20 protein-coding genes are annotated in these 18,825 nt (G+C 63.1%); 7 read left to right on the top strand and 13 right to left on the bottom strand.

The window, feature by feature from the left end; genetic code table 11:
* Positions 1-199: 199 nt before the first annotated feature.
* Positions 200-604 carry a helix-turn-helix domain-containing protein gene (locus tag ABD059_RS03870; RefSeq protein WP_343877906.1) on the top strand — a complete coding sequence of 135 codons (405 nt, stop codon included), beginning with the start codon at positions 200-202 and terminating at the stop codon, positions 602-604.
* A gap of 18 nt (positions 605-622) precedes the next feature.
* On the opposite strand, the gene ABD059_RS03865 is transcribed toward ABD059_RS03870, so the two are convergent.
* The gene (locus tag ABD059_RS03865; protein WP_343877905.1) at positions 623-1,831 is read right to left on the bottom strand and encodes a PucR family transcriptional regulator; all 1,209 of its coding nucleotides are present in this window, start codon (positions 1,829-1,831) and stop codon (positions 623-625) included.
* Positions 1,832-2,111: 280 nt separating this feature from the next.
* Between ABD059_RS03865 and ald the strand changes: the two genes are divergently transcribed.
* Positions 2,112-3,224, top strand: coding sequence for an alanine dehydrogenase (gene ald, locus ABD059_RS03860; protein WP_343877904.1), 1,113 nt, complete (start codon positions 2,112-2,114; stop codon positions 3,222-3,224).
* Position 3,225: 1 nt separating this feature from the next.
* Here ald and ABD059_RS03855 read toward each other — a convergent pair whose 3' ends face one another.
* The 4 genes from ABD059_RS03855 to ABD059_RS03840 all read right to left on the bottom strand — a co-directional run bounded on the left by ABD059_RS03855 (position 3,226) and on the right by ABD059_RS03840 (position 5,838).
* Positions 3,226-4,245, bottom strand: a complete 1,020-nt coding sequence (locus ABD059_RS03855) for a Gfo/Idh/MocA family protein (RefSeq protein ID WP_343877903.1) — start codon at positions 4,243-4,245, stop codon at positions 3,226-3,228.
* A 130-nt stretch (positions 4,246-4,375) separates the two neighbouring features.
* The gene (locus ABD059_RS03850; protein WP_343877901.1) at positions 4,376-4,567 is read right to left on the bottom strand and encodes a hypothetical protein; all 192 of its coding nucleotides are present in this window, start codon (positions 4,565-4,567) and stop codon (positions 4,376-4,378) included.
* 49 nt (positions 4,568-4,616) lie between these two features.
* A complete protein-coding gene (locus tag ABD059_RS03845; RefSeq protein WP_343877900.1) occupies positions 4,617-5,615 on the bottom strand; it encodes a lantibiotic dehydratase C-terminal domain-containing protein in 999 nt (332 codons plus the stop codon).
* A gap of 85 nt (positions 5,616-5,700) precedes the next feature.
* Positions 5,701-5,838: a hypothetical protein gene (locus ABD059_RS03840; RefSeq protein WP_343877899.1), complete on the bottom strand. Its 138-nt coding sequence runs from the start codon at positions 5,836-5,838 to the stop codon at positions 5,701-5,703.
* Positions 5,839-6,219: 381 nt separating this feature from the next.
* On the opposite strand from ABD059_RS03840, the gene ABD059_RS03835 reads away from it, so the two are divergent.
* On the top strand, positions 6,220-7,188 hold the full coding sequence (locus ABD059_RS03835) for a LuxR family transcriptional regulator (protein ID WP_343877898.1): 969 nt from the start codon (positions 6,220-6,222) through the stop codon (positions 7,186-7,188).
* A 101-nt stretch (positions 7,189-7,289) separates the two neighbouring features.
* Complete coding sequence (locus tag ABD059_RS03830) at positions 7,290-8,552, top strand: aminotransferase-like domain-containing protein (RefSeq protein WP_343877929.1); 1,263 nt, start codon at positions 7,290-7,292, stop codon at positions 8,550-8,552.
* Between the two features lie 7 nt (positions 8,553-8,559).
* On the opposite strand, the gene ABD059_RS03825 is transcribed toward ABD059_RS03830, so the two are convergent.
* The 5 genes from ABD059_RS03825 to ABD059_RS03805 all read right to left on the bottom strand — a co-directional run bounded on the left by ABD059_RS03825 (position 8,560) and on the right by ABD059_RS03805 (position 13,630).
* Complete coding sequence (locus ABD059_RS03825) at positions 8,560-8,796, bottom strand: hypothetical protein (RefSeq protein WP_343877897.1); 237 nt, start codon at positions 8,794-8,796, stop codon at positions 8,560-8,562.
* Between the two features lie 24 nt (positions 8,797-8,820).
* Complete coding sequence (locus tag ABD059_RS03820) at positions 8,821-10,215, bottom strand: dihydrolipoamide acetyltransferase family protein (RefSeq protein ID WP_343877896.1); 1,395 nt, start codon at positions 10,213-10,215, stop codon at positions 8,821-8,823.
* A gap of 8 nt (positions 10,216-10,223) precedes the next feature.
* Positions 10,224-11,198: an alpha-ketoacid dehydrogenase subunit beta gene (locus ABD059_RS03815; protein WP_343877895.1), complete on the bottom strand. Its 975-nt coding sequence runs from the start codon at positions 11,196-11,198 to the stop codon at positions 10,224-10,226.
* Positions 11,199-12,371, bottom strand: a complete 1,173-nt coding sequence (gene pdhA / locus ABD059_RS03810; RefSeq protein WP_343877894.1) for a pyruvate dehydrogenase (acetyl-transferring) E1 component subunit alpha — start codon at positions 12,369-12,371, stop codon at positions 11,199-11,201. It lies immediately after the preceding gene.
* A 119-nt stretch (positions 12,372-12,490) separates the two neighbouring features.
* Positions 12,491-13,630 carry a histidinol-phosphate transaminase gene (locus tag ABD059_RS03805; RefSeq protein ID WP_343877893.1) on the bottom strand — a complete coding sequence of 380 codons (1,140 nt, stop codon included), beginning with the start codon at positions 13,628-13,630 and terminating at the stop codon, positions 12,491-12,493.
* A gap of 51 nt (positions 13,631-13,681) precedes the next feature.
* On the opposite strand from ABD059_RS03805, the gene ABD059_RS03800 reads away from it, so the two are divergent.
* Entirely contained in the window at positions 13,682-14,074 is a 393-nt protein-coding gene (locus ABD059_RS03800; RefSeq protein ID WP_343877891.1) for a phage holin family protein, read from the top strand.
* Here ABD059_RS03800 and ABD059_RS03795 read toward each other — a convergent pair.
* Together ABD059_RS03795 and ABD059_RS03790 are read right to left on the bottom strand one after the other, a co-directional pair.
* Positions 14,051-15,379 carry an alpha/beta hydrolase gene (locus ABD059_RS03795; RefSeq protein ID WP_343877889.1) on the bottom strand — a complete coding sequence of 443 codons (1,329 nt, stop codon included), beginning with the start codon at positions 15,377-15,379 and terminating at the stop codon, positions 14,051-14,053. The two genes, ABD059_RS03800 and ABD059_RS03795, sit on opposite strands and share 24 nt — an antisense overlap.
* The gene (locus ABD059_RS03790; protein WP_343877888.1) at positions 15,376-15,684 is read right to left on the bottom strand and encodes a hypothetical protein; all 309 of its coding nucleotides are present in this window, start codon (positions 15,682-15,684) and stop codon (positions 15,376-15,378) included. The genes ABD059_RS03795 and ABD059_RS03790 overlap by 4 nt, the downstream gene beginning before the upstream one ends.
* Before the next feature lie 166 nt (positions 15,685-15,850).
* Here ABD059_RS03790 and purB point away from each other — a divergent pair, with 166 nt between their 5' ends.
* Together purB and ABD059_RS03780 are read left to right on the top strand one after the other, a co-directional pair.
* Positions 15,851-17,275, top strand: a complete 1,425-nt coding sequence (gene purB / locus ABD059_RS03785) for an adenylosuccinate lyase (protein ID WP_343877887.1) — start codon at positions 15,851-15,853, stop codon at positions 17,273-17,275.
* Between the two features lie 99 nt (positions 17,276-17,374).
* Entirely contained in the window at positions 17,375-18,295 is a 921-nt protein-coding gene (locus ABD059_RS03780; RefSeq protein WP_343877886.1) for an AEC family transporter, read from the top strand.
* Here the strand turns inward: ABD059_RS03780 and ABD059_RS03775 are convergent.
* On the bottom strand, positions 18,292-18,825 hold the full coding sequence (locus ABD059_RS03775) for a 2'-5' RNA ligase family protein (protein ID WP_343877885.1): 534 nt from the start codon (positions 18,823-18,825) through the stop codon (positions 18,292-18,294). The two genes, ABD059_RS03780 and ABD059_RS03775, sit on opposite strands and share 4 nt — an antisense overlap.

Below are 18,825 nucleotides of genomic sequence, written 5' to 3'. Positions count from 1 at the left end.
CACCACTATTTTCCCAAGTCAGAGCACTCTTTCCCTGCTTAAACACGCCCCGAACCACACATCCGATGAAAACCCGGGGCTAATGAGTGGACCCCACCCTAGACCTGCCACAACAATTGGGAAAGGGGCAGACGTCACAACTGGCTAAAAGAATTCTGTTGAAAGTTTCACTTTTGACAGGGCTTGACAGAATAGAGGGATGGTCATCCGCAGCCCTCACACCACCGAGTCCCTTCGCCCCGCCGAAGCGGCAGCACTGACACGGGCTCTCGCCGAGAATGCCGACGTCACCGTATTTGTCGACGGCACCTCGGTGAAACTGTCGTCCACCGCCCGTGATGCTGTCGTCGACGTGCTGCGTCGGCTTGCAGCCGGAGACGCCGTCACCACCACCTCAGCTGCCGAGACTCTGACCACTTCACAGGCCGCGGCGGCAGCTGGCATTTCCCACACATATTTACGGAATCTCACTGATGCCGGGATAATTCCGGTGGAATATCGCGGCACCCATCGTCGAATTAGATCCGAGGACATAGCCACCTGGCTGGCAACGCAGAAATCAGATAAACGCGGGGAGCCGCCGCGATCAATGAGTGACAGCTAACAGCCTGCCGATTTGGGATCAAATCCTGGGACGCCGTGACCACTTCCGCGCTTTAAGGGCTAAATGGAGTTCCAGCCGCACATGACCGTTCATCGGGTCCGCGCCGATAATCGACCGGATTCGTGCCAGTCGGTTGTAGACACTACTGCGGTGCAGGTGCAGGTGAGCGGCCACATCCTGAACCGACCCATTCTTGTCGTAGAGCAACTCCAGGACGGGCAGTAGTTCCGAGTTTTTATCCTGCTCCTCGATTTCGGCGAAGTGGACTGACCTGGCGGATGTCAGCTGCCACCCCCCAGCGGCCAGGAACTGGTAGCACCCGGTGGCGCGGTATTCAGTGATCAGACCGAGACCTCCATCGACCGCCGAAGCCTGGACGGCATGGCGTGCCTGGCTGAAAGCCTTGGGCAGCTCCCGTAGGTCAAGCACCCGTTCGCTCAGCCCGAGCAGGGCGCGCCCCTCAGGACCGCCTTCACGCTTGACCTGCTCCTGGTCATATCGTCGAAGGATCTCAGTGTATTCGCCGCCAACGTCGCCGGTGAGGAGCAGCACGGCAATGGCAGGGGTCGCGGCACTGAACAGCACCGACCTCACCCCCACGGTGGCCTGCAGGGCGGCGGTGCGGTGAGTCAGCAGGCTCGCGTGAGGGTCGGCGGGTTCGGGCAGATCATTCTGCGCGTAGAGCACTGCTACCTGCCAGGGAGCGGTGTTGTGCAGCTCGGGCCAGCCAGCGAGCTCGTCGATACCCGCCTCGGTCCCTTCGCAGGCCATCAGAAAGATGCTCTCTTTCTTGCGGCGGTGTTCGGAGGCTGCGGTGTTGCCTTCCAGCAGCAGTGACGCAAGTCGGTCCACGTCCGCCCGCACACCCGGGAGCTGATCGAGGATGGTCTCGGGGGTCGCCTCATGTGCGTCCTGCTGGACCCAGAGATAGCCCACCCTGAACCCTCGGACCAGTAAGGGAACGCACACGCGTCCGAGCATCCCGAGCGAGGGGTTGGCTGGCAACACCACTGGACGGACTGCCGATGAGATGCCATGCTGCAGCTGCCATTGACTGACGTCTGCAGGCACCTTCTTGCTTAGCAGGAAATTGACCCTGACCCGGTCAGCAGCGGACTGGTGGCTGCTGTACGCCAGCAGCACCCCATCGAGATCTTCAAGAGACAGGCCGCGGTTCAGCCGGGCGCCTATCGCTTCGACGGCCTCGTCGACTCCGTCTGGCTGCATTGCCTCATGCTACTGGGCGGCGTCACCAAGGAGACAATTGATGTGCAAAAGGTCGACATTTGTCGACCTCGCTAGCCACTCTTCGTATGGTAGTGAATCAGGTCACATTCTCCATCTGGCCCCCACCCACAGGGAACGCGACCCCAATCGGTCCCGCATCCGCCCGCGGGCAGCGAATCCGGGCCACCAGGGGGCTGCCCGAGGGCCGCTACCTGTCCGTAGGCTAGGAGCCTGGCTATAAGCCACCTCACCGCACCTTTGAGAGTGAACGGAGAATCCCGTGATCGTCGGCGTTCCTAAAGAAGTCAAAAACAACGAGTTCCGCGTGGCCATCACCGCCTCAGGGGTGCATGAACTGCGTACCAACGGGCATACAGTCCTGATTGAAAAAGACGCAGGAATCGGTTCCTACATTACCGACGATGAGTACTCTGCCGCCGGAGCGGAGATTGTCACCTCTGCCGACGAATTGTGGTCCCGGGCGGACTTGGTGCTCAAGGTCAAGGAACCGATCGCCGAGGAGTATCACCGGTTCCGCAAGGATCTGATTCTCTTCACCTACCTCCACCTCGCGGCGGAACCAGAACTGACCCGTGCTCTGCTGGACGCGGGCGTGACGGCGATTGCCTACGAAACGGTTCAGGACGGCCGCGCGCTGCCCCTTCTCGCGCCGATGTCCGAGGTTGCCGGCCGACTGTCGGTACAGGTCGGAGCCCAGGTCCTGACCGCCCCCGCTGGCGGTCCAGGTCTACTCCTCGGCGGAGTTCCGGGAGTACGCCCAGCGAAGGTAGTTGTCCTCGGCGCCGGGGTGGCTGGCACCAATGCGGCAGCAATGGCGGTGGGCACTGGCGCTGAAGTGACCATTCTCGATATCAACATCGGACGGTTGCGCGAGTTGGACGCCCTTTACGCGGGCCGGGTCAAGACTGTCGCCTCAAATGCCTTTGAAATCGAGCGGGCAGTGTTGGACGCTGATCTGGTGATTGGCTCTGTTCTGATCCCCGGTGCCCGTGCTCCAAAGCTGGTGACGAACCACATGGTTTCCCAGATGAAGCCGGGAAGCGTCCTTGTGGATATCGCTGTGGACCAGGGTGGCTGCTTCGAGGATTCACATGTAACCACGCACGAGAATCCCACTTTTGCCGTGCATAACTCGCTGTTCTACTGCGTGGGGAACATGCCGGGCGCTGTCCCCAACACCTCGACCTACGCACTCACCAATGTGACCCTCCGCTATGCGGTCGCCCTGGCCAACCGCGGGGTTCGTGCTGCTTTTGAGTCCGACGCCTCGCTGGCGCATGGCCTGAACATTGCCGGTGGACGGGTTGCACACCATTCTGTTTCCGAAGCGCACGGCCTCGACCTTACCGCTGACTGGCGGGAACTGGTCTGACTCAGCGGAGGTGTATTGCCTCAATGATCCGCAGGGCAGCAAGGCTGTCCTGCGGATCCACGGGCACCGGTGCACCATCGAGCACGGCTGAAGCCATCTGCTCATAAAACCGAGGGTAGGCGCCCTTCTCCGTGCGCACTTTGGTAGCGTCGGCATCGAAACCCAGGAGCCCCCAGGCGAATTCATCCTCGACTCCGTAGAGGGGATCCGTGGGCAGCATCCCTGCCAGAATGGACGGTTCCTGAACATCCACGCCCCACTTCGAGTAGGCCGACTGGGATCCAACGATACGGAACCGTGGAGCGGCCTGCGGTGCCAGGGCATTCATCCACAAGTGGCTGATGGTCCCGTTGGCATGCCGCAAAGCGAGGAAGGCATCGTCATCCGGCCCACCATCACCGCGGTGCGCGGCAAGCTCGGAGTACTGCAGCTCCGCGGGTCCGAACAGCTGCAACGCCTGGTCTATCAGGTGGGGTCCCAGGTCATAGAGAATGCCGCCGCCTTCACCGGCGGCCGCACCCTTCCACGGTTTGGACACCACCGGCTTGAAGGACTCCATGCGGGACTCGAACCGGCGTACCGTCCCAAGGGTGCCGTCGGCGATGAGTTTCCGGGCCGTCAGGAAATCGCCATCCCATCTTCGGTTCTGAAAAACGCTCAGCACTGTCCCACGAGACCGTGCCAGTTCGATGAGCCGCAGGCCATCGGCAGTGTCGACGACGAAGGGCTTGTCGACGACGACAGCGAGTCCCGCCTCCAGCGCCTCCTCAGCCAGCTGAACATGAGTGGCTGGTGGAGTGCTGATCACCGCCAGGTCGAGCTGACCAGCTTGGGCGAAGGCGTCCGCCGCAGTCGGTACGACGCGGACACCCGGATACCGTACCTCGGCTTCGGCTTTCCTGGCCGGGTCGGAGGTGACGATGACGTCGAGTGAGTACCGCGGGTCAGCGTGGATGAAAGGGGCATGAAACACGCGTCCACCGAGGCCGTAGCCGAAGACTGCTGTTCGGATGATCGTCATGCGCTCAGCCTACCGGCCGGAACTGACCCCGTCGGCACTCGTCTCTTCGGTACCCGTCAGCTGGAATCGTGACCTCCAGCGGTCAGAACCAGCGACGGACAGAACCAGCGGTAGTCAGGACAAGCGGTAGTCAGGACCAGAGGTTGTCTGCCCAGGCGGCGTCGCGGAGATAGTCCCTGGCCGGCCCAACCTCCCACAGTTCGCCGCGAGAGGCGAGCACGCCCTGAACGCGCATGTCCTCGAGGGTGTCAGGTGAGCACCCCAGGGCTTCACTGAGTTCCCGCGCGTCGGTTGCCAGGATGACATCATTGCTCATCGCCATGGTGTTCTAGTCCTTCCGTGGAGCCCTGCTGATCGGGTCTGTGTCTGGCCTAATTCTGGTGGTAGGAGGATGTCTCGCGTTCGATGCTCCACGACCGGGCGTACAGACCGAGGACCGCTTCTTCACGGGTGGAAAAGCCCAGTCGATTCAGGGTCATGTGCGCCTGGTAGACGGTTAGGTGCTGAGCGCTGCGGCTCACCCGGGCCTTGTCGGCGCGGTAAAGATAGTTGTCGATCGCCCGGGACCATCTGCGGCGCCAGTTATGAGCCGCAGATTCGGCAGCGGTGGCCGCCATCAGGCCGTGAAACGCCGAGGTCCGGACCTCCACCTGTGCGGCCAACGCATCACGGGCGCCGACCGCTCGGGGACCCAGCTCAGCGGTGCAGGCTCTGAGGTGACTGTTCCAGTAGAAGTCCCAGGTGATGCGGCGCCGGTCCGGCCAGCTGGCAGATCGGGGCCCCTTCATCATGCTCCGCGCAGAGTCGAAAAGGATCAACGCACCGAATGCTGACCGGTTGTGCATTTTGGGAAACCTTCGGCTGGCCCAGGTGGCCAACTCTGAAGAGACTTCGAACACCTCTTCAGCAAGTTGGAGACCGTCCAATCCACCGTACTTCTCAAGGTCGGCTTCGAGCTTCCTTCTGATCTCTCTGTCGGTGGGTTTATCGGGGCCCGGGGGGAGCAGGCCGCCCGCGGGTGAGGAGAGGTACTGCCGGACGTTGAACCCAGCAACCACACCAGGGCCTACGTCGTCCAGGTCTCCCGCGAGGGCTTGACCCCGCAAGGAGGCAAGCGAGGTCTGAAGACTGACAATCGCGGCGGGGCTGGCGAGGACGTGTAGCCTCACCGGGTTCACCGCTGGTTCTTCACCCCGGGTGAAGAACCAGCGGCTGGCTCCCAAAAGCTGAGCCTGCGCCGCCAGTGGGATGACCAGGTCTTCAATGATGCCGTCCGCTACATCGAAGCCACCGGTGAAGATCGAGAGATGCCACCATTGAGTGCTGTTGGCGGTTCGTGAGGCGTTTCGAACTGCAGTCAGTTGACTCATGGCCCTCTCCCTCCGGATATTGGTCACCGCCACTGGGGCGAGCTTGGGTGCTGCCTTCCCGACAAAGATCGGTCAGAACAGACTGCTATTTCGGCCACTCCCAGTTGTCTGCCATCACCGTTTTGGGCCATTCCCAGTTCACCGGGCTGAGTTCGGGGCTGGCAGAGGCAACTACACTCATGACGACGAGAAGACCGGCTGCTGTACCGACAATCTTTTTCACGAGAACCCCCCTTGAGTGGCCGCATGTGGTGGTGCGTCGGCGGAAGTGATGCTGACACCCACAACAATGTGCCGCTGGCGATACTGATGTCCAGCCCGATAACCACCCTGTTCTGGACATGGCCTAAAGATGACTAAACGGCCGGTTCCCGCCGTCGTGACAGAGGTTCGCAAGGGCCTGATACCCGCCCCCGTCCAGGGGTAAACCGTCCGTTGACGCGAACCGCGACAGGCACGAAGCGCTGTGTCATAAAGTGGACATGTCATGTTTTACAGCGCCATGATCGACCCATCAGGCGGCGCTCTTCACCCGAATCGCTCCCCGACGAAACGGGTCGGTAGGCTACAGGCAGGTGCGGCGCCATACCGGGGAGGAATGTTCATGCTCGACGGACTAGGTCTTGAGCTCTATCGCTATGCCGTCGCCCACCCGGGATGGACGCGCCAGGGCGCCTCGGAGGCCCTTGGGTATCCACTGAGGGCCATAGATTCCGCGATGAACCAGCTGACTGAGCGAAAACTGCTCAGCACCCATGCAGCGGACTCGGACGCGTTCGTCGCAATTTCGCCCGACGTCGCGCTGGCCGATCTGGTTGACGCCGACGAGCGCCTCGTCCAGGATCTGAAGAGCCGCATCAACACCAGGCGCCTTGAGCTATCCGGCTTGGTTCCTCTCTATCTGGAAGCCCGCCGGGAAATCATCTCCAGCGCATCGGTTGAGGTCCTTGAGGACCCGCACCTGATTCAGCGGGTGTTGATCGAATATGGTCGCGACGTTTCCGAGCACGTGCTAATGGCCGTCCCCGGGCAGGGCGCGAACGCAGACTTTCAGGAAGAGAATGTCAGGAAGGACGTCGACCTGCTGAAGCAGGGAGTGAGCCGCAGGACCCTCTACGACCTCAGCACCCGCGATCACATGCCAACCCGCAAGGCGGTGAAAGCGATTGCTGCGGAGGGTGGTGAGTTCCGCACGTTACCGTCCGTGCCATTTCGGATGCTGATTTTCGACCGGAAACTCGCCGTCGTCGCCCGGCAGCTGACGAGCGACGACAAGGCCGCGATGATGATCCGGGACCCCAACCTGGTGAACGTCTTCATGAGGTTCTTCGACTTCACCTGGGAATTCGCCGCGCCGTTTCCAACGGAGGAGGACGCTGTGTCACCCCTCAATGGAACCCAGCAGGCAATTCTCGCGGGCCTCGCGGCCGGCTACTCGGATGAGGTTATCGCCCGGCGCGTCGATCTCAATGTACGCACGTGCAGACGGCACATCGCCTGGATGCTTGAGGCCCTCAAGGCAGACAGTCGATTCCAGGCGGGCGCGAAGGCCCGCGATGCTGGCTGGATCTAACCCGGGCAGAATCCTGCGAGAGGCAACACCCGTTGCTCATTAGTTAACCCCTGTCATAGACTGCGTGAGTGAACTCACAGTCAAAACTTGACCCATCGACCATGCCGGCCGAAACTGAAGCAGCGCTGGTCCGAGCAGTTGATTCAGCTCATCGGCACGAGGCGCTGTTCTCCGATCGGGCTGCCAACATCAAGCAATCCGCGGTACGCGACGTCTTCGACATCTCCATCCGGCCCGGTCTGGTGTCGCTCGCCGGAGGAAGCCCCTACCTGCGTTCACTCCCCCTGAAGGAGCTTGGCGACACTGCCCAACAGATCATCGCCGAGCACGGCCTGGAGGCGCTGCAATACGGCGGCGGCCAGGGGATGGAGAAACTCCGTCAACAGATCTGCGAGGTCATGGCGGCCGAGGGAATAACTGATGCCGACCCGGCTGACCTTGTGGTCACGACCGGATCGCAGTCAGCGCAGGACGTCGCCGCCAAGGTGTTCTGCAACCCGGGGGATGTGATCCTGTGTGAAGACCCCACGTATGTTGGAGCACTCAACACCTTCGAGGCTTACCAGGTGGATGTCCAGGCGGTGGCCATGGACGACGACGGCCTGGTCCCCGAAGCGCTGCAACAGCGGATCGACGAACTACAGTCGGAGGGCCGCACCATCAAGGCTCTGTACACCATCCCCAGCTTCAACAACCCGAGTGGGATCACGCTGAAGGCCAGCCGCCGTCAGGTCATTGTCGATATCTGTAAAAAGCACAACATCCTCGTCTTGGAGGACAACCCGTACGGCCTGCTGCGCTTTGATGGCAAGCCCCTGACCCCGCTGCGCGAAGGTAACCCCGACGACGTCATTTATCTGGGGTCCTTTTCCAAGATTTTCGCCCCCGGGGTCCGGCTCGGCTGGGCGTTGGTGCCCAAGCATCTGCATCGGCGGTTCTATCTGGCGTGTGAGGCCGTGGTCCTGTGTCCATCCCCGCTGACCCAGATGCTGGTATCGGCTTATCTCAGCGACTACGACTGGCTGGGTCACCTTGAGACCACGCGTGCCTTATACAGCGAACGGTGTTCAACCATGCTGAGTGCCCTGGCGCAGCACCTTCCGGCGTCGGCGACCTGGACGCGTCCCGATGGGGGATTCTTTATCTGGGTAACCCTGCCCGAAGGGATCGACACCTATCCCCTGTTGTACAAGGCAATCGACGCGGGGGTGGTGTTCATTCCCGGCGCCGCTTTCACCCCCTCCGACGCCCCCTCAAACAAGCTGCGGCTTGCCTTCAGCGCAGTCTCCAGCGAGGACATCGTCACGGGAATCGAGCGTCTTGCCCCGATTCTCCAGGAAGCGATCGCGTCGAATCGTGCGTAAGCGGAGGCTACCTGTTGCGGGAACGCAACCGGTCCAGGACAACGGAGACCGCCAGCAGCAGGACGGCAAGAATCAGCAACCGGACCACGAAGTTCAGTTCCGGGAAGAGGAACTGCAGCAGGGTTGAGCCGATGAACGCGGCGAGCAGCATGGGCAGGAGCCGCTTGAGGTAGGAACCGGTGGGCGACGGCGCCCCCGAATTTTCACGGTCGGGGCGCTGGCTTGGGCTGGGGTTATGTGGCATCGGAAACCAGCCTAGGGCACAACGTCAGTCGAGCAGCAGCGCGGGCTCCTCCAGGATGGAGGCAACGTCGGCCATGAAGCGCGCACTGAGGTCACCATCCACCACCCGATGGTCAAACGACCCTCCCAGAGTGGTGATCCACCGTGGGATTACTTCCCCGTCGAGCACCCACGGTTTCTGCTTGATCGTGCCGAAGGCCACGATCGCAACCTCTCCCGGGTTGATGATTGGCGTCCCTGTATCGATCCCGAGTGCACCGATATTCGTGACGGTGAGGGACCCGCCCTGCATCTGGGCCGGTTGCGTCTTCCCGGCACGAGCAGTGGTCGCTAACTCGTTGAGGGCGATCGCGAGCTCCTTCAACGTCAGGTCCTGCGCATCCTTGATGTTCGGGACCATGAGTCCACGAGGGGTAGCGGCAGCAATGCCCAGATTCATGAAGTGCTTGACGAGGATCTCGTCACCGGCCCAGGTCGCATTGACCGACGGGTTGCGGGCGGCCGCCCAGATCACTGCCTTGCACAGAATGAGCAGGGGGGACACCTTGATTCCCTCAAAGTCCCGGGAGGCCTTGAGCCGCTTCACAAATTCCATGGTGCGTGACGCGTCAACGTCCACGAAGATGCTGACGTGCGGCGCCGAGAAGGCGCTGTCCACCATTGCCTTTGCGGTGGCCTTGCGGACGCCTCTGACGGGCACTCGTTCAATCCGCTGGTCCTGGGGCTTCTGGGGCGCGTCCCAGAACGTATTGGCGCCGTCCTGCTCGGCGTCGCGCTGCGCCTGGTAGCTCATGAGATCCCGCTTGGTCACCTCGCCCGAGCGACCGGTTCCCTCCACATCGGAGAGGTTGATTCCGAGATCACGGGCCGCCTTCCGAACCGGTGGTTTGGCGAGCACCCGGGTGGCTGCCTGGGCCCCATCAGCCGGTGGGGCGGGCTGCGGGTCTGGAGCCTGCAGTGGGGCTGCATCAGTCCGTCGGGGCCGCCGTTTCACCGCATCAGCTTTGGGGCCGGTTCCCACCAGTGGGCCCGCCTCCGGTGATTCCTGGGTGTCCGTACGCTGTCCGCCGTCGGCCGCGGCCACCCTGGTAGCTGACGCATCCGTGGCGCCTGACGGATGGGTGGTCGCCGGCGGGGTGGATAACTCGCCGGGCATCTGGGGAGCTGGGGCGTCGTCGTCGCCGTCCGCTACGGAGATGATCGGCGATCCGACGTCGACCGTTTCGCCCTCCGTAGCCAGCAGTGCCGCGACGACTCCCGCGTACGGGGAGGACAGCTCCACCAGGGATTTGGCGGTCTCAATCTCGACGATGATGTCATTGATCGCGACGACGCTGCCTGGCTGGACCTTCCACTGAACAATTTCTGCTTCGGTGAGCCCTTCTCCGACGTCGGGGAGATTGAACGTATTGAGTGTCATGGGTTCCTCTAGTAGGCCAGCGCTCGGTCGACGGATTCGAGAATCCGATCAATATCCGGCAGGTAGTGCTCTTCCATCCGCGCCACGGGATACGGCAGGTGGAAGCCTCCCACCCGCATCACGGGAGCCTGCAGTGAGAGGAAGGCGCGTTCTCCCACTCGGGCCGCAAGCTCGCCGCCGATCCCGCCGAACGTGGGCGCTTCGTGCGCGACAACCAGCCGTCCGGTCTTCTGCACTGACGCCGTCACCGTGTCGAAATCCATCGGTGACACCGATCGGAGGTCGATCACTTCGATACTGTGCCCATCCTCCGCTGCAGCCGCTGCGGCGGCGAGGGCAACGGGCACCAGCGGGCCGTACGCCACCACTGTCGCGTCTGTTCCTTCACGCAGCACGTGGGCGGTGAACGGGTCCCCGGATGGGGCGGTCAGGTCCACCTCTCCCTTGAGCCAGTAGCGTCGTTTCGGTTCGAAGACAATCACCGGGTCGTCGCACTCGATGGCCTGCTGGATCATCCAATAGGCGTCCTGGGGGTTGGAGGGCGTGATGATGCGCAGTCCCGCGGTGTGGGCAAACAACGCCTCGGGTGACTCGGAATGGTGTTCAACGCTGCCGATCCCGCCCCCGTAGGGAATCCGGATGACTACCGGGACCCGGAGCATTCCGTCACTGCGGGCATGCATCTTCGCTAGCTGGGTGGTGATCTGGTTAAAGCCCGGGAAGACGAAACCGTCGAACTGAATCTCGCATACGGGTCGATAGCCGCGCAGGGCCAGCCCGATAGCTGTCCCGATGATGCCTGACTCGCCAAGCGGCGTGTCGACAACGCGATCTGCGCCGAACTCGGCTTTCAGACCCTCTGTCACGCGGTACACGCCCCCGAGAGCGCCGATGTCTTCCCCCATGAGTAGCGTCGTCGGGGAAGCGTCGAGTGCGGCGCGGAGCCCCTCGTTGATGGCTTTGGCGATGGTCATGACCGGCATCTAGCGACCTCCGTCCTTCTCGGGTGCGAACCCAGCTTCGTAGCTCTGCCAGAACCGCAGTTCCTCCTGGACCAGGGGATGCGGCTCGGCATAGGTGGTCCCGAAACGCTGGCTAAGGTCGGGGGCCTCCATGGCCAGAACCGCGCGGCGGAGCCGGCCGGCCTGCTCCACTGCCTCCTCCTCAAGCCGTTCGAAAAACGCGTCGGCGGTGCCGTTGGCTCGGAGAAATCTTTCCACCCGGAGTAAGGGGTCCCGCGCCAGCCACGACTCTTCGTCAGCGGAGGCACGATACTTGGTCGGGTCGTCGGCTGTGGTGTGGGCGCTCATCCGGTAGGTGAAGGCCTCGATGAGCACCGGCCCCTTCCCTTGCCTGGCATGTTCCAACGCCCAGGCGGTGACCGCGTTGACTGCCAGGACATCGTTACCGTCGACGCGGACGCCGGGGAACCCGTAGCCGGCGGCCCGCTCGGCCAGGGGTACCCGAGTCTGGACATCCGAGGGCACCGAGATGGCCCAGTGGTTGTTCTGGCAGAAAAACACCACCGGGGCGTTGAACGATGCGGCGAAGACCATTGCTTCGTGAACATCACCCTCGGAGCTGGCCCCGTCCCCGAAATAGGCGACCGATGCCGCCGCGGGGACGGCGGGATCGGCCGTCCGATCCCGCTGGATTCCCATTGCATAGCCGACAGCGTGCAGGGTCTGAGCGGCCAAGACGAGCGTGTAGAGCTGAAAGTTGTGCTCCCGGGGATCCCAGCCGCCGTTTGTGATGCCGCGGAATAGCTTCAGGATGTCCGGCAGGTCGACCCCCCTGGTCAGCGCTACGCCGTGCTCCCGGTAGGTGGGGAAGGCATAGTCCTGTGGCTGCATCGCGCGACCCGAGCCGATCTGCGCGGCTTCCTGGCCAGTCAGTGGCACCCAGAGGGCGAGCTGGCCCTGGCGCTGGAGCGCCGTCGACTCCTGATCGAACCGGCGGATCAGGAACATGTCCCGGTACAGGCCCTGATAGGTGTCTGGATCGGGGGCATAGTCGCTTAACCGAGCATCGTCCTGCAGGTCGCCATCTGCGGTCATCAGCTGGACCATGTCCGGGGTGTTCAGTCCGGCATCGGGCGGGCTCACGTCATTTCCGTTGCTGCCCAGCCCGGTGGCAGTCGATTGCGCGGCGTCCATACGTGCTCCCTCCCCGTCCTTATATACCTCAAATGGAATGAATCACTGGGACATACCCTCATGCGCATGTACCTCGTCCACACTAGCCACGAGATCCAGCTCAACCCATTTATGACGCTCTACGAAAGGCCGGGCCCGTGGGGGTACGCTGCGCAAAGGTCAAGGAAACGGGTATTGGCTTCGGGCTCCCCAATGCTCACTCGAGCCCCCTCGGTGCCGAAGGCGCGTACCGACAAGGCCCGCTGTTCAGCGAGTCCAGCAAATTCCGGAGTGTTGTCGCCCAGCGCGAGCCACACGAAGTTTCCTTCGGCGTTGGGCACGGTCCAGCCCAGCTTTCGCAGGCCTTCGACCACCCGGGTCCGCTCATCAACGATCCCCTGGACACGCTCTCTGACCTCGTCGAAATGTTCCAGGGACGTTACCGCAGCCTGTTCGGCGATCTGGGAGACTGCAAACGGCACGGCGCTCACCCTGAGATGTTGAGTCAGCTCAGGCTGTGACACGGAGTACCCCACACGAAGCCCAGCGAGCCCGTGTGCCTTCGAGAACGTGCGCAACACCACAACGTTCTGGTGTTCCCGGTACATCGCGAGCCCGTCCACTGCCTCGGCGTCCCTGACAAACTCCTGGTAGGCCTCATCGATGACGACGACGATATGCGCCGGCACCCGCTGCAGGAACGAAGCGACCTCGGCCTTCTTGAGAATCGGTCCGGTGGGGTTGTTGGGCGTGCACAGCAGGATGACGCGGGTCCTGTCAGTAATTGCTGCAAGCATTGCCTCGAGGTTGTGGGTTCCATCCTGGTTTAGCGCAATCTGCACACCGGCGGCCCCGGCTAGTCCGACGCAGATGGGGTACGCCTCGAATGAGCGCCAGGGATAGATCACTTCATCGGCCGCGTCATAGTCGTTCTGCCCTGCAAAGGTGGCCAGGACCTGGTTCAACGCGCCCAGGCTTCCTGCGCCAGCCACAATGTCATCGGCCGGAACTGCGAGGAACGAAGCGAGCGCGGTCCGGAGCGCGGTGGTCATCGGGTCCGGATACCGGTTGATGTGCGTTTGCGACGCGATCGCCGCTAGCACCGAGGGCAGCGGCGGAAGGGGGTTCTCATTGGAGGAAAGCTTGTAGCTCTGCAGGCCATCGACAACGACCGGTGGTTTGCCAGCCGCATAGCGTGGCAGGCGGCCCAACACGCTGCGGGGATGGATTGAAGGTTCCTGTGCCCCGGCGTCGTCGCCCTGGCGCTCTGGTGTAGTCATGGGTCCAGCTTATCGCTGGGCATGGGTCGAGCCTTATGACAGCATTGAGACATGCTGAAGTTCATCGTGCGTATCCTTATCAATGCGCTGGCGCTTTTCGTAGCGGCCTGGCTTCTGCCAGGCATCGAGGTGGGAGCAGCGGGGTCCAGTGGAGACACCACCGAAGTCGTGTTGTCTTACCTGTTCATCGGGTTGGTCTTTGGTATCGTCAATGCGCTGGTCCGGCCAATCGTTGCGTTGCTGTCCCTGCCGCTCACCATCCTGACGCTCGGTTTATTCACCGTCATCATCAACGCAGGCATGCTGATGCTTACCGCGTGGCTGACCTCTTTCACTCCCATCCAGTTCTCGGTTGACGATTTCTTCTGGACCGCAGTCCTTGGCTCACTCATCATCAGCGTGGTCTCGATGGTGGCAGGGTCACTCACTGGCACTCGCAGGTAGCTGGGGTCCACCCACCGAGCGGCCCGGCTCAGGGGCCGGGCCGGGCGTGGGCCGATGGCCCCGTCGCCGCTGGTCAGTCGAGGAGGTACGCCCCTCGACCGAGGGGCGGTGGGCTATGAACACATGCCGTTCGGCCGGTACCCGGGTACCGATCGCAGCCCTGAGTGTGGCGACGGTCGCTACCACTGAGGGGTGGCTGCTGGCCTCGACGGCTTCGGCCCCGGCCAGGTAGGTGCCCAGCTTGTGCGCTGCACCCAACCCTTTGTCGCCGTCGGGAACCTCTGTCACCGGATCCTGGAGGGTCACCGTGACCCGGTCGCGTTCGTCGGGGTTCGAAACGCCATCCACTTGAGGGACCCAATCGTCGGCATGCTCCAGGTGCAGGTATTGAGCCCCGCCTGAGGGTTCCCGGCCGGTGGGAGATCCCGCGGTCAGCACCAGCTCAAGGTGGTAGGTGTCAGCGAAGCCCTCGTTCTGAGCAATGTTCGCTGCGTGCATCCCACCCTGGCTGTAGCCAACGACCATCACCCGGTCCCCTGGGACGGCCCCCGATTCGGCGAGCGCCTGACCCACTGCCTCAGTGACGAATGCGCTGTCGTACTGGACCGCCTCGACGATTCCGGTCGGGTCGAAGGGATGGGTGCTGGCGGTAATGGATGATCCCTGGGTACCCGGCAGCACCACAACAAACACCGGCCCCTCCGTTCCCTGCACTTTCAGGACCTCGAAGGCTCCCGGTCCGTCCGCATTGACCACCTGAACCCGATCCAGGAGAGCGGGCACTGAGCCGTCGAGGGTCAACTCGACAACAGGCGACAATCGTTCCACGCTCAACGCACTGGGTTCGGCCAGGTCGCCAGCATTGGCGAGACCGATGACCCGAGCCAGGTCACGTTCAACCTCCCCCAAAGCGGTTCTGGCTGCGGCCGAAGCCAGGCGAGCCATGGCCTCGGCCGCTTCGTACGCCAGTCGGCACGCTTCCACCCGCTGGGCTGTGTCCCGCAGCTCATTGTCGGCTGCCGCCAACGCAGTCCGCGCGTCGTCGAGGCCGGTAACGGCGGCGACCCCCGCGCCCTGCACCATCGTGTCCTGCTCATTGAGGAGCATCTGGAGTCGCCATTGGAGCTCCCCGCACTGATGGAGGGCATCCCTGATGCTGTCGGCCAGGAGCCCGAGCCGGACCGCTCCCTGCCGAAGCTCCGACCATTGAAACCTGATGCTTCCTACTCCACCGCTGACAACGATGCTGGACTCCACCGGCCCCGGTGATGGAGTTACTGGTACTAGGCCGTCCGTTGCCCTCATGGCAGCTGCTGCTCCAGGAATCGGTTGTACTCGAAGCTTCTGAGCGTGGCAGCGAACGACTCGATGCCGATCGCGGCGTCACGCAACAGTGCTCCGCACATCCGCACTCCCCCCGCCTGGATCAGAACGTAGTCCCGATAGTTCCGGCCCGCCGGCGATTCCCACTCAAGGTCGGCAACCTCCACCATCCGGGACGCGACGCTTTCCACCGCTTCGGCCTGGAGCAGGACCAGGCCACCAAGCGCTACGACGGTGCCGCTGTCAACCGCCCAGGGTTCGCACGACAACCCAGCTGCACCATTCATGACACCTTCCTGCCTGTCCCGCCGGGGCTATTTCATTCGAACGGTACCCCGCGCCGGGGCAGCCGTGGGTGAAAGGGTTGCTATGTGAGCTCGCGCAGTGCGTTGGCTTCAGACGGGGCAAGTCACACGACTGCAGGCACCCTCCAGATCGTGAAATGATCGGGGTATGGCTGATACTTCCCGAGTAAACCTCGCATCGACTTCAACCCCGTCGGGCGTTCCGCTGGCTCTCGGCCCGCTGGACGGTCGGTATAGCGGTGCCGTGGCGGCCCTAGTCGATTATCTCTCCGAGGCGGCGCTGAACCGGGACCGCGTCCATGTGGAGGTGGAGTGGCTGATCCACCTCACCCGCAATGCGGTCCTGCCGGGAACCGCGCCCCTGACCTCCGATCAGGAGGCGGCGCTCCGGAAGATCGTGACTTCTTTCGACGGACAGTCGGTCGCTGAGCTCGCCGAACTGGAACGGGTCACTGTCCACGACGTCAAGGCGGTCGAATACTTCATTGGACGCCGGCTCCCCGAGATCGGAATTGCGTCCCTCAAACCCCTGGTGCACTTCGGCTGCACTTCCGAGGACATCAACAATCTTTCCTACGCCGTGGGAATCAAGGGAGCCGTCGAAAACGTCTGGCTACCCGCCGCACGGGCCCTGACTGCCCAGATCTCCGGAATGGCGCGCGAGTCGGCGGCTGTACCAATGCTCTCGCGCACCCACGGTCAACCAGCTACACCCACCACGCTGGGCAAGGAACTCGCCGTCGTCGCGCATCGGTTGGACCGTCAGCTCAAGCGGATCGAACGCACTGAGTACCTTGGCAAGATCAACGGTGCGACCGGCACCTTCGCCGCCCACTACGCGTCCGTCCCCGGTGCCGACTGGCAGCGGGTGTCACAGGATTTTGTGGAGGGGCTGGGGCTGACCTGGAACCCGCTGACCACCCAGATTGAATCCCACGACTGGCAGGCTGAGCTCTATGCGGATGTGGCTCGTTTCAACAGGATCCTGCACAACTTCTGCACCGACGTGTGGAGCTACATTTCGATCGGGTATTTCGCCCAGGTTCCGGTGGAAGGTGCCACCGGGTCCTCAACGATGCCGCACAAGGTGAACCCGATCCGGTTCGAGAACGCCGAAGCGAACCTCGAAATCTCCTGTTCCCTGCTGGACGTGCTGGGGGCCACCCTGGTTACCTCACGGTGGCAGCGTGACCTCACCGACTCGTCCTCGCAGCGGAACATTGGTGTCGCGTTCGGCCATTCGCTGTTGGCGCTGTCGAATGTGGCGAAGGGCCTGGAGCGGCTCGACGTCGCTGGTCCAGTGCTGGCCGCTGATCTCGACTCCAACTGGGAAGTACTTGGTGAAGCCGTCCAGATGGTCATGCGGGCCGAGGGCATCGCTGGTGTCCCGGGCATGGACGACCCCTACGAGCGCCTGAAGGAGCTGACCCGTGGGCAGCGTGTCGATGGCGCCCGGATGCAGGAGTTCGTTTCCGGGCTGGGACTTTCAACCGGGGCGGAGAACCGACTGATGGCGCTGACCCCCGCCACCTATACGGGGATCGCTGAACAGCTCGTCGACCACCTCAAGTAATACCGACCGAACGACCCCGCAGCGACGGGGCGGTTGCAACCCGATATCCCTGGGGTGCAGCCGAGCTTGCCCCATCATCAACTGCGGCCGGAGGGTCTTTTGAACGGCGTACTGGTGGGATTCGCGATTGTCGGAGCGGTGATCCTGGCAGGCTATATCGCTGCCCGGCTGCGGGTCGGTGGGCCCGAGACCGTGAAGGCCCTCACCCAGACGGCCTTCTTCATCACCAATCCGGCCCTGCTGTTCACCATTCTAGCGGGCGCCGACCTGACGGCGGTCCTGTCCGCCTACCTGCCCATCGCGCTCATCACTGCCGTGGTCGCGGCGCTCCTGTATGTAGTGGTGAGCCGGATCTGGTTCCGTCGTCCAGCGGCCGAAACCGTTATCGGCGCGATGGCCGGGTCCTACGTCAACGCCAATAACATCGGCATCCCGATTGCTGTCTACGCGCTGGGCAACGCGACGGCCGTCGCCCCGGTGTTGCTGGTGCAGTTGCTTCTCTTGACCCCGCTCTACCTCACCATTCTTGACCTCTCGTCAGGACGGAAACCCTCGGTTAAGAACGTGCTGACCCAGCCCTTTCGCAACCCGATGATCATTGCCTCGTTCATTGGTTTGGCTGTCGGCTGGGCTGACCTGGACGTGCCGCAACTGATCTGGGAGCCGCTGGCGCTACTGGGCGGGGCTGCGGTTCCGCTCGTGCTGTTGGCGTTCGGCATGTCGCTCCGGGGGAGCCGTCCGCTGCGGGCCAGCGAGGGCCGCACCGAGGTCATCGTGGCGACCCTCATTAAGACCTTCGTCATGCCGGCGACTGCCTACCTGCTCAGCAAGTTCCTGTTTCAGCTGGACGATGAGCTGGTGTTCGGCGCGGTGGTCATGGCCGCCCTGCCCGCCGCCCAGAACGTGTTCCTGTTCGCGGGCCGATACAACCGGGGAATCACTGTGGCGAGGGATGTCATCCTGATTTCGTCGATGCTGTCCGTGCCCGCCCTGATTGTGATTGCCTGGTTGTTGACCTAGCCGCAGGTCATGTTCGTGAGCCCGGCCAGTCCGGTGATTGTCCTGGCCTGACTGTCCCAGCGCCGCGCGCCCACAATGCTTCCACCGGGCATGGGGGCGCCGACGACGTCGAGCGCAGCCGCCAGCTGTTCCCGCGGCACCGCGTTCGCGAGAGTGATGTGCGGGATCCAGCTGCCAGGCAGCGAGGTGGACGCCGCGCCAGCCACAGCACCGGCCTCGTGCACCCGACGGTGCAGCATCAGCAAGTCGGCGGTGCACACCACCTGCCGTGCCAGCACGTAGCCCTTGCGCCCGGCGTTGAACAGCAACAGCCCGCCGCAGGTGAAGGCCAGGGGCAGGTTCAGCCCTGCCCCGGTCTGCTCATCCCGGTCGCCGGTGATGGCTGGCGCGGCTACGAGGGTGATGTGCGGACGGTTATGCGGAGAACGGTGGGAGGCACGGCTCGGCAGCCCGGCCGCCTGAAGCGCCTCCCACTCGCCCGTGATGAATTGCTCTGATCCCTCATCCAGCAGTAGTTCAATACTGTCCAC

The sequence above is a fragment of the Arthrobacter flavus genome (assembly GCF_039526005.1).
In the GTDB taxonomy this organism is placed as follows: Bacteria; Actinomycetota; Actinomycetes; order Actinomycetales; family Micrococcaceae; genus Arthrobacter_D; species Arthrobacter_D flavus.
This window is presented reverse-complemented; position numbering and strand designations above follow the sequence as displayed.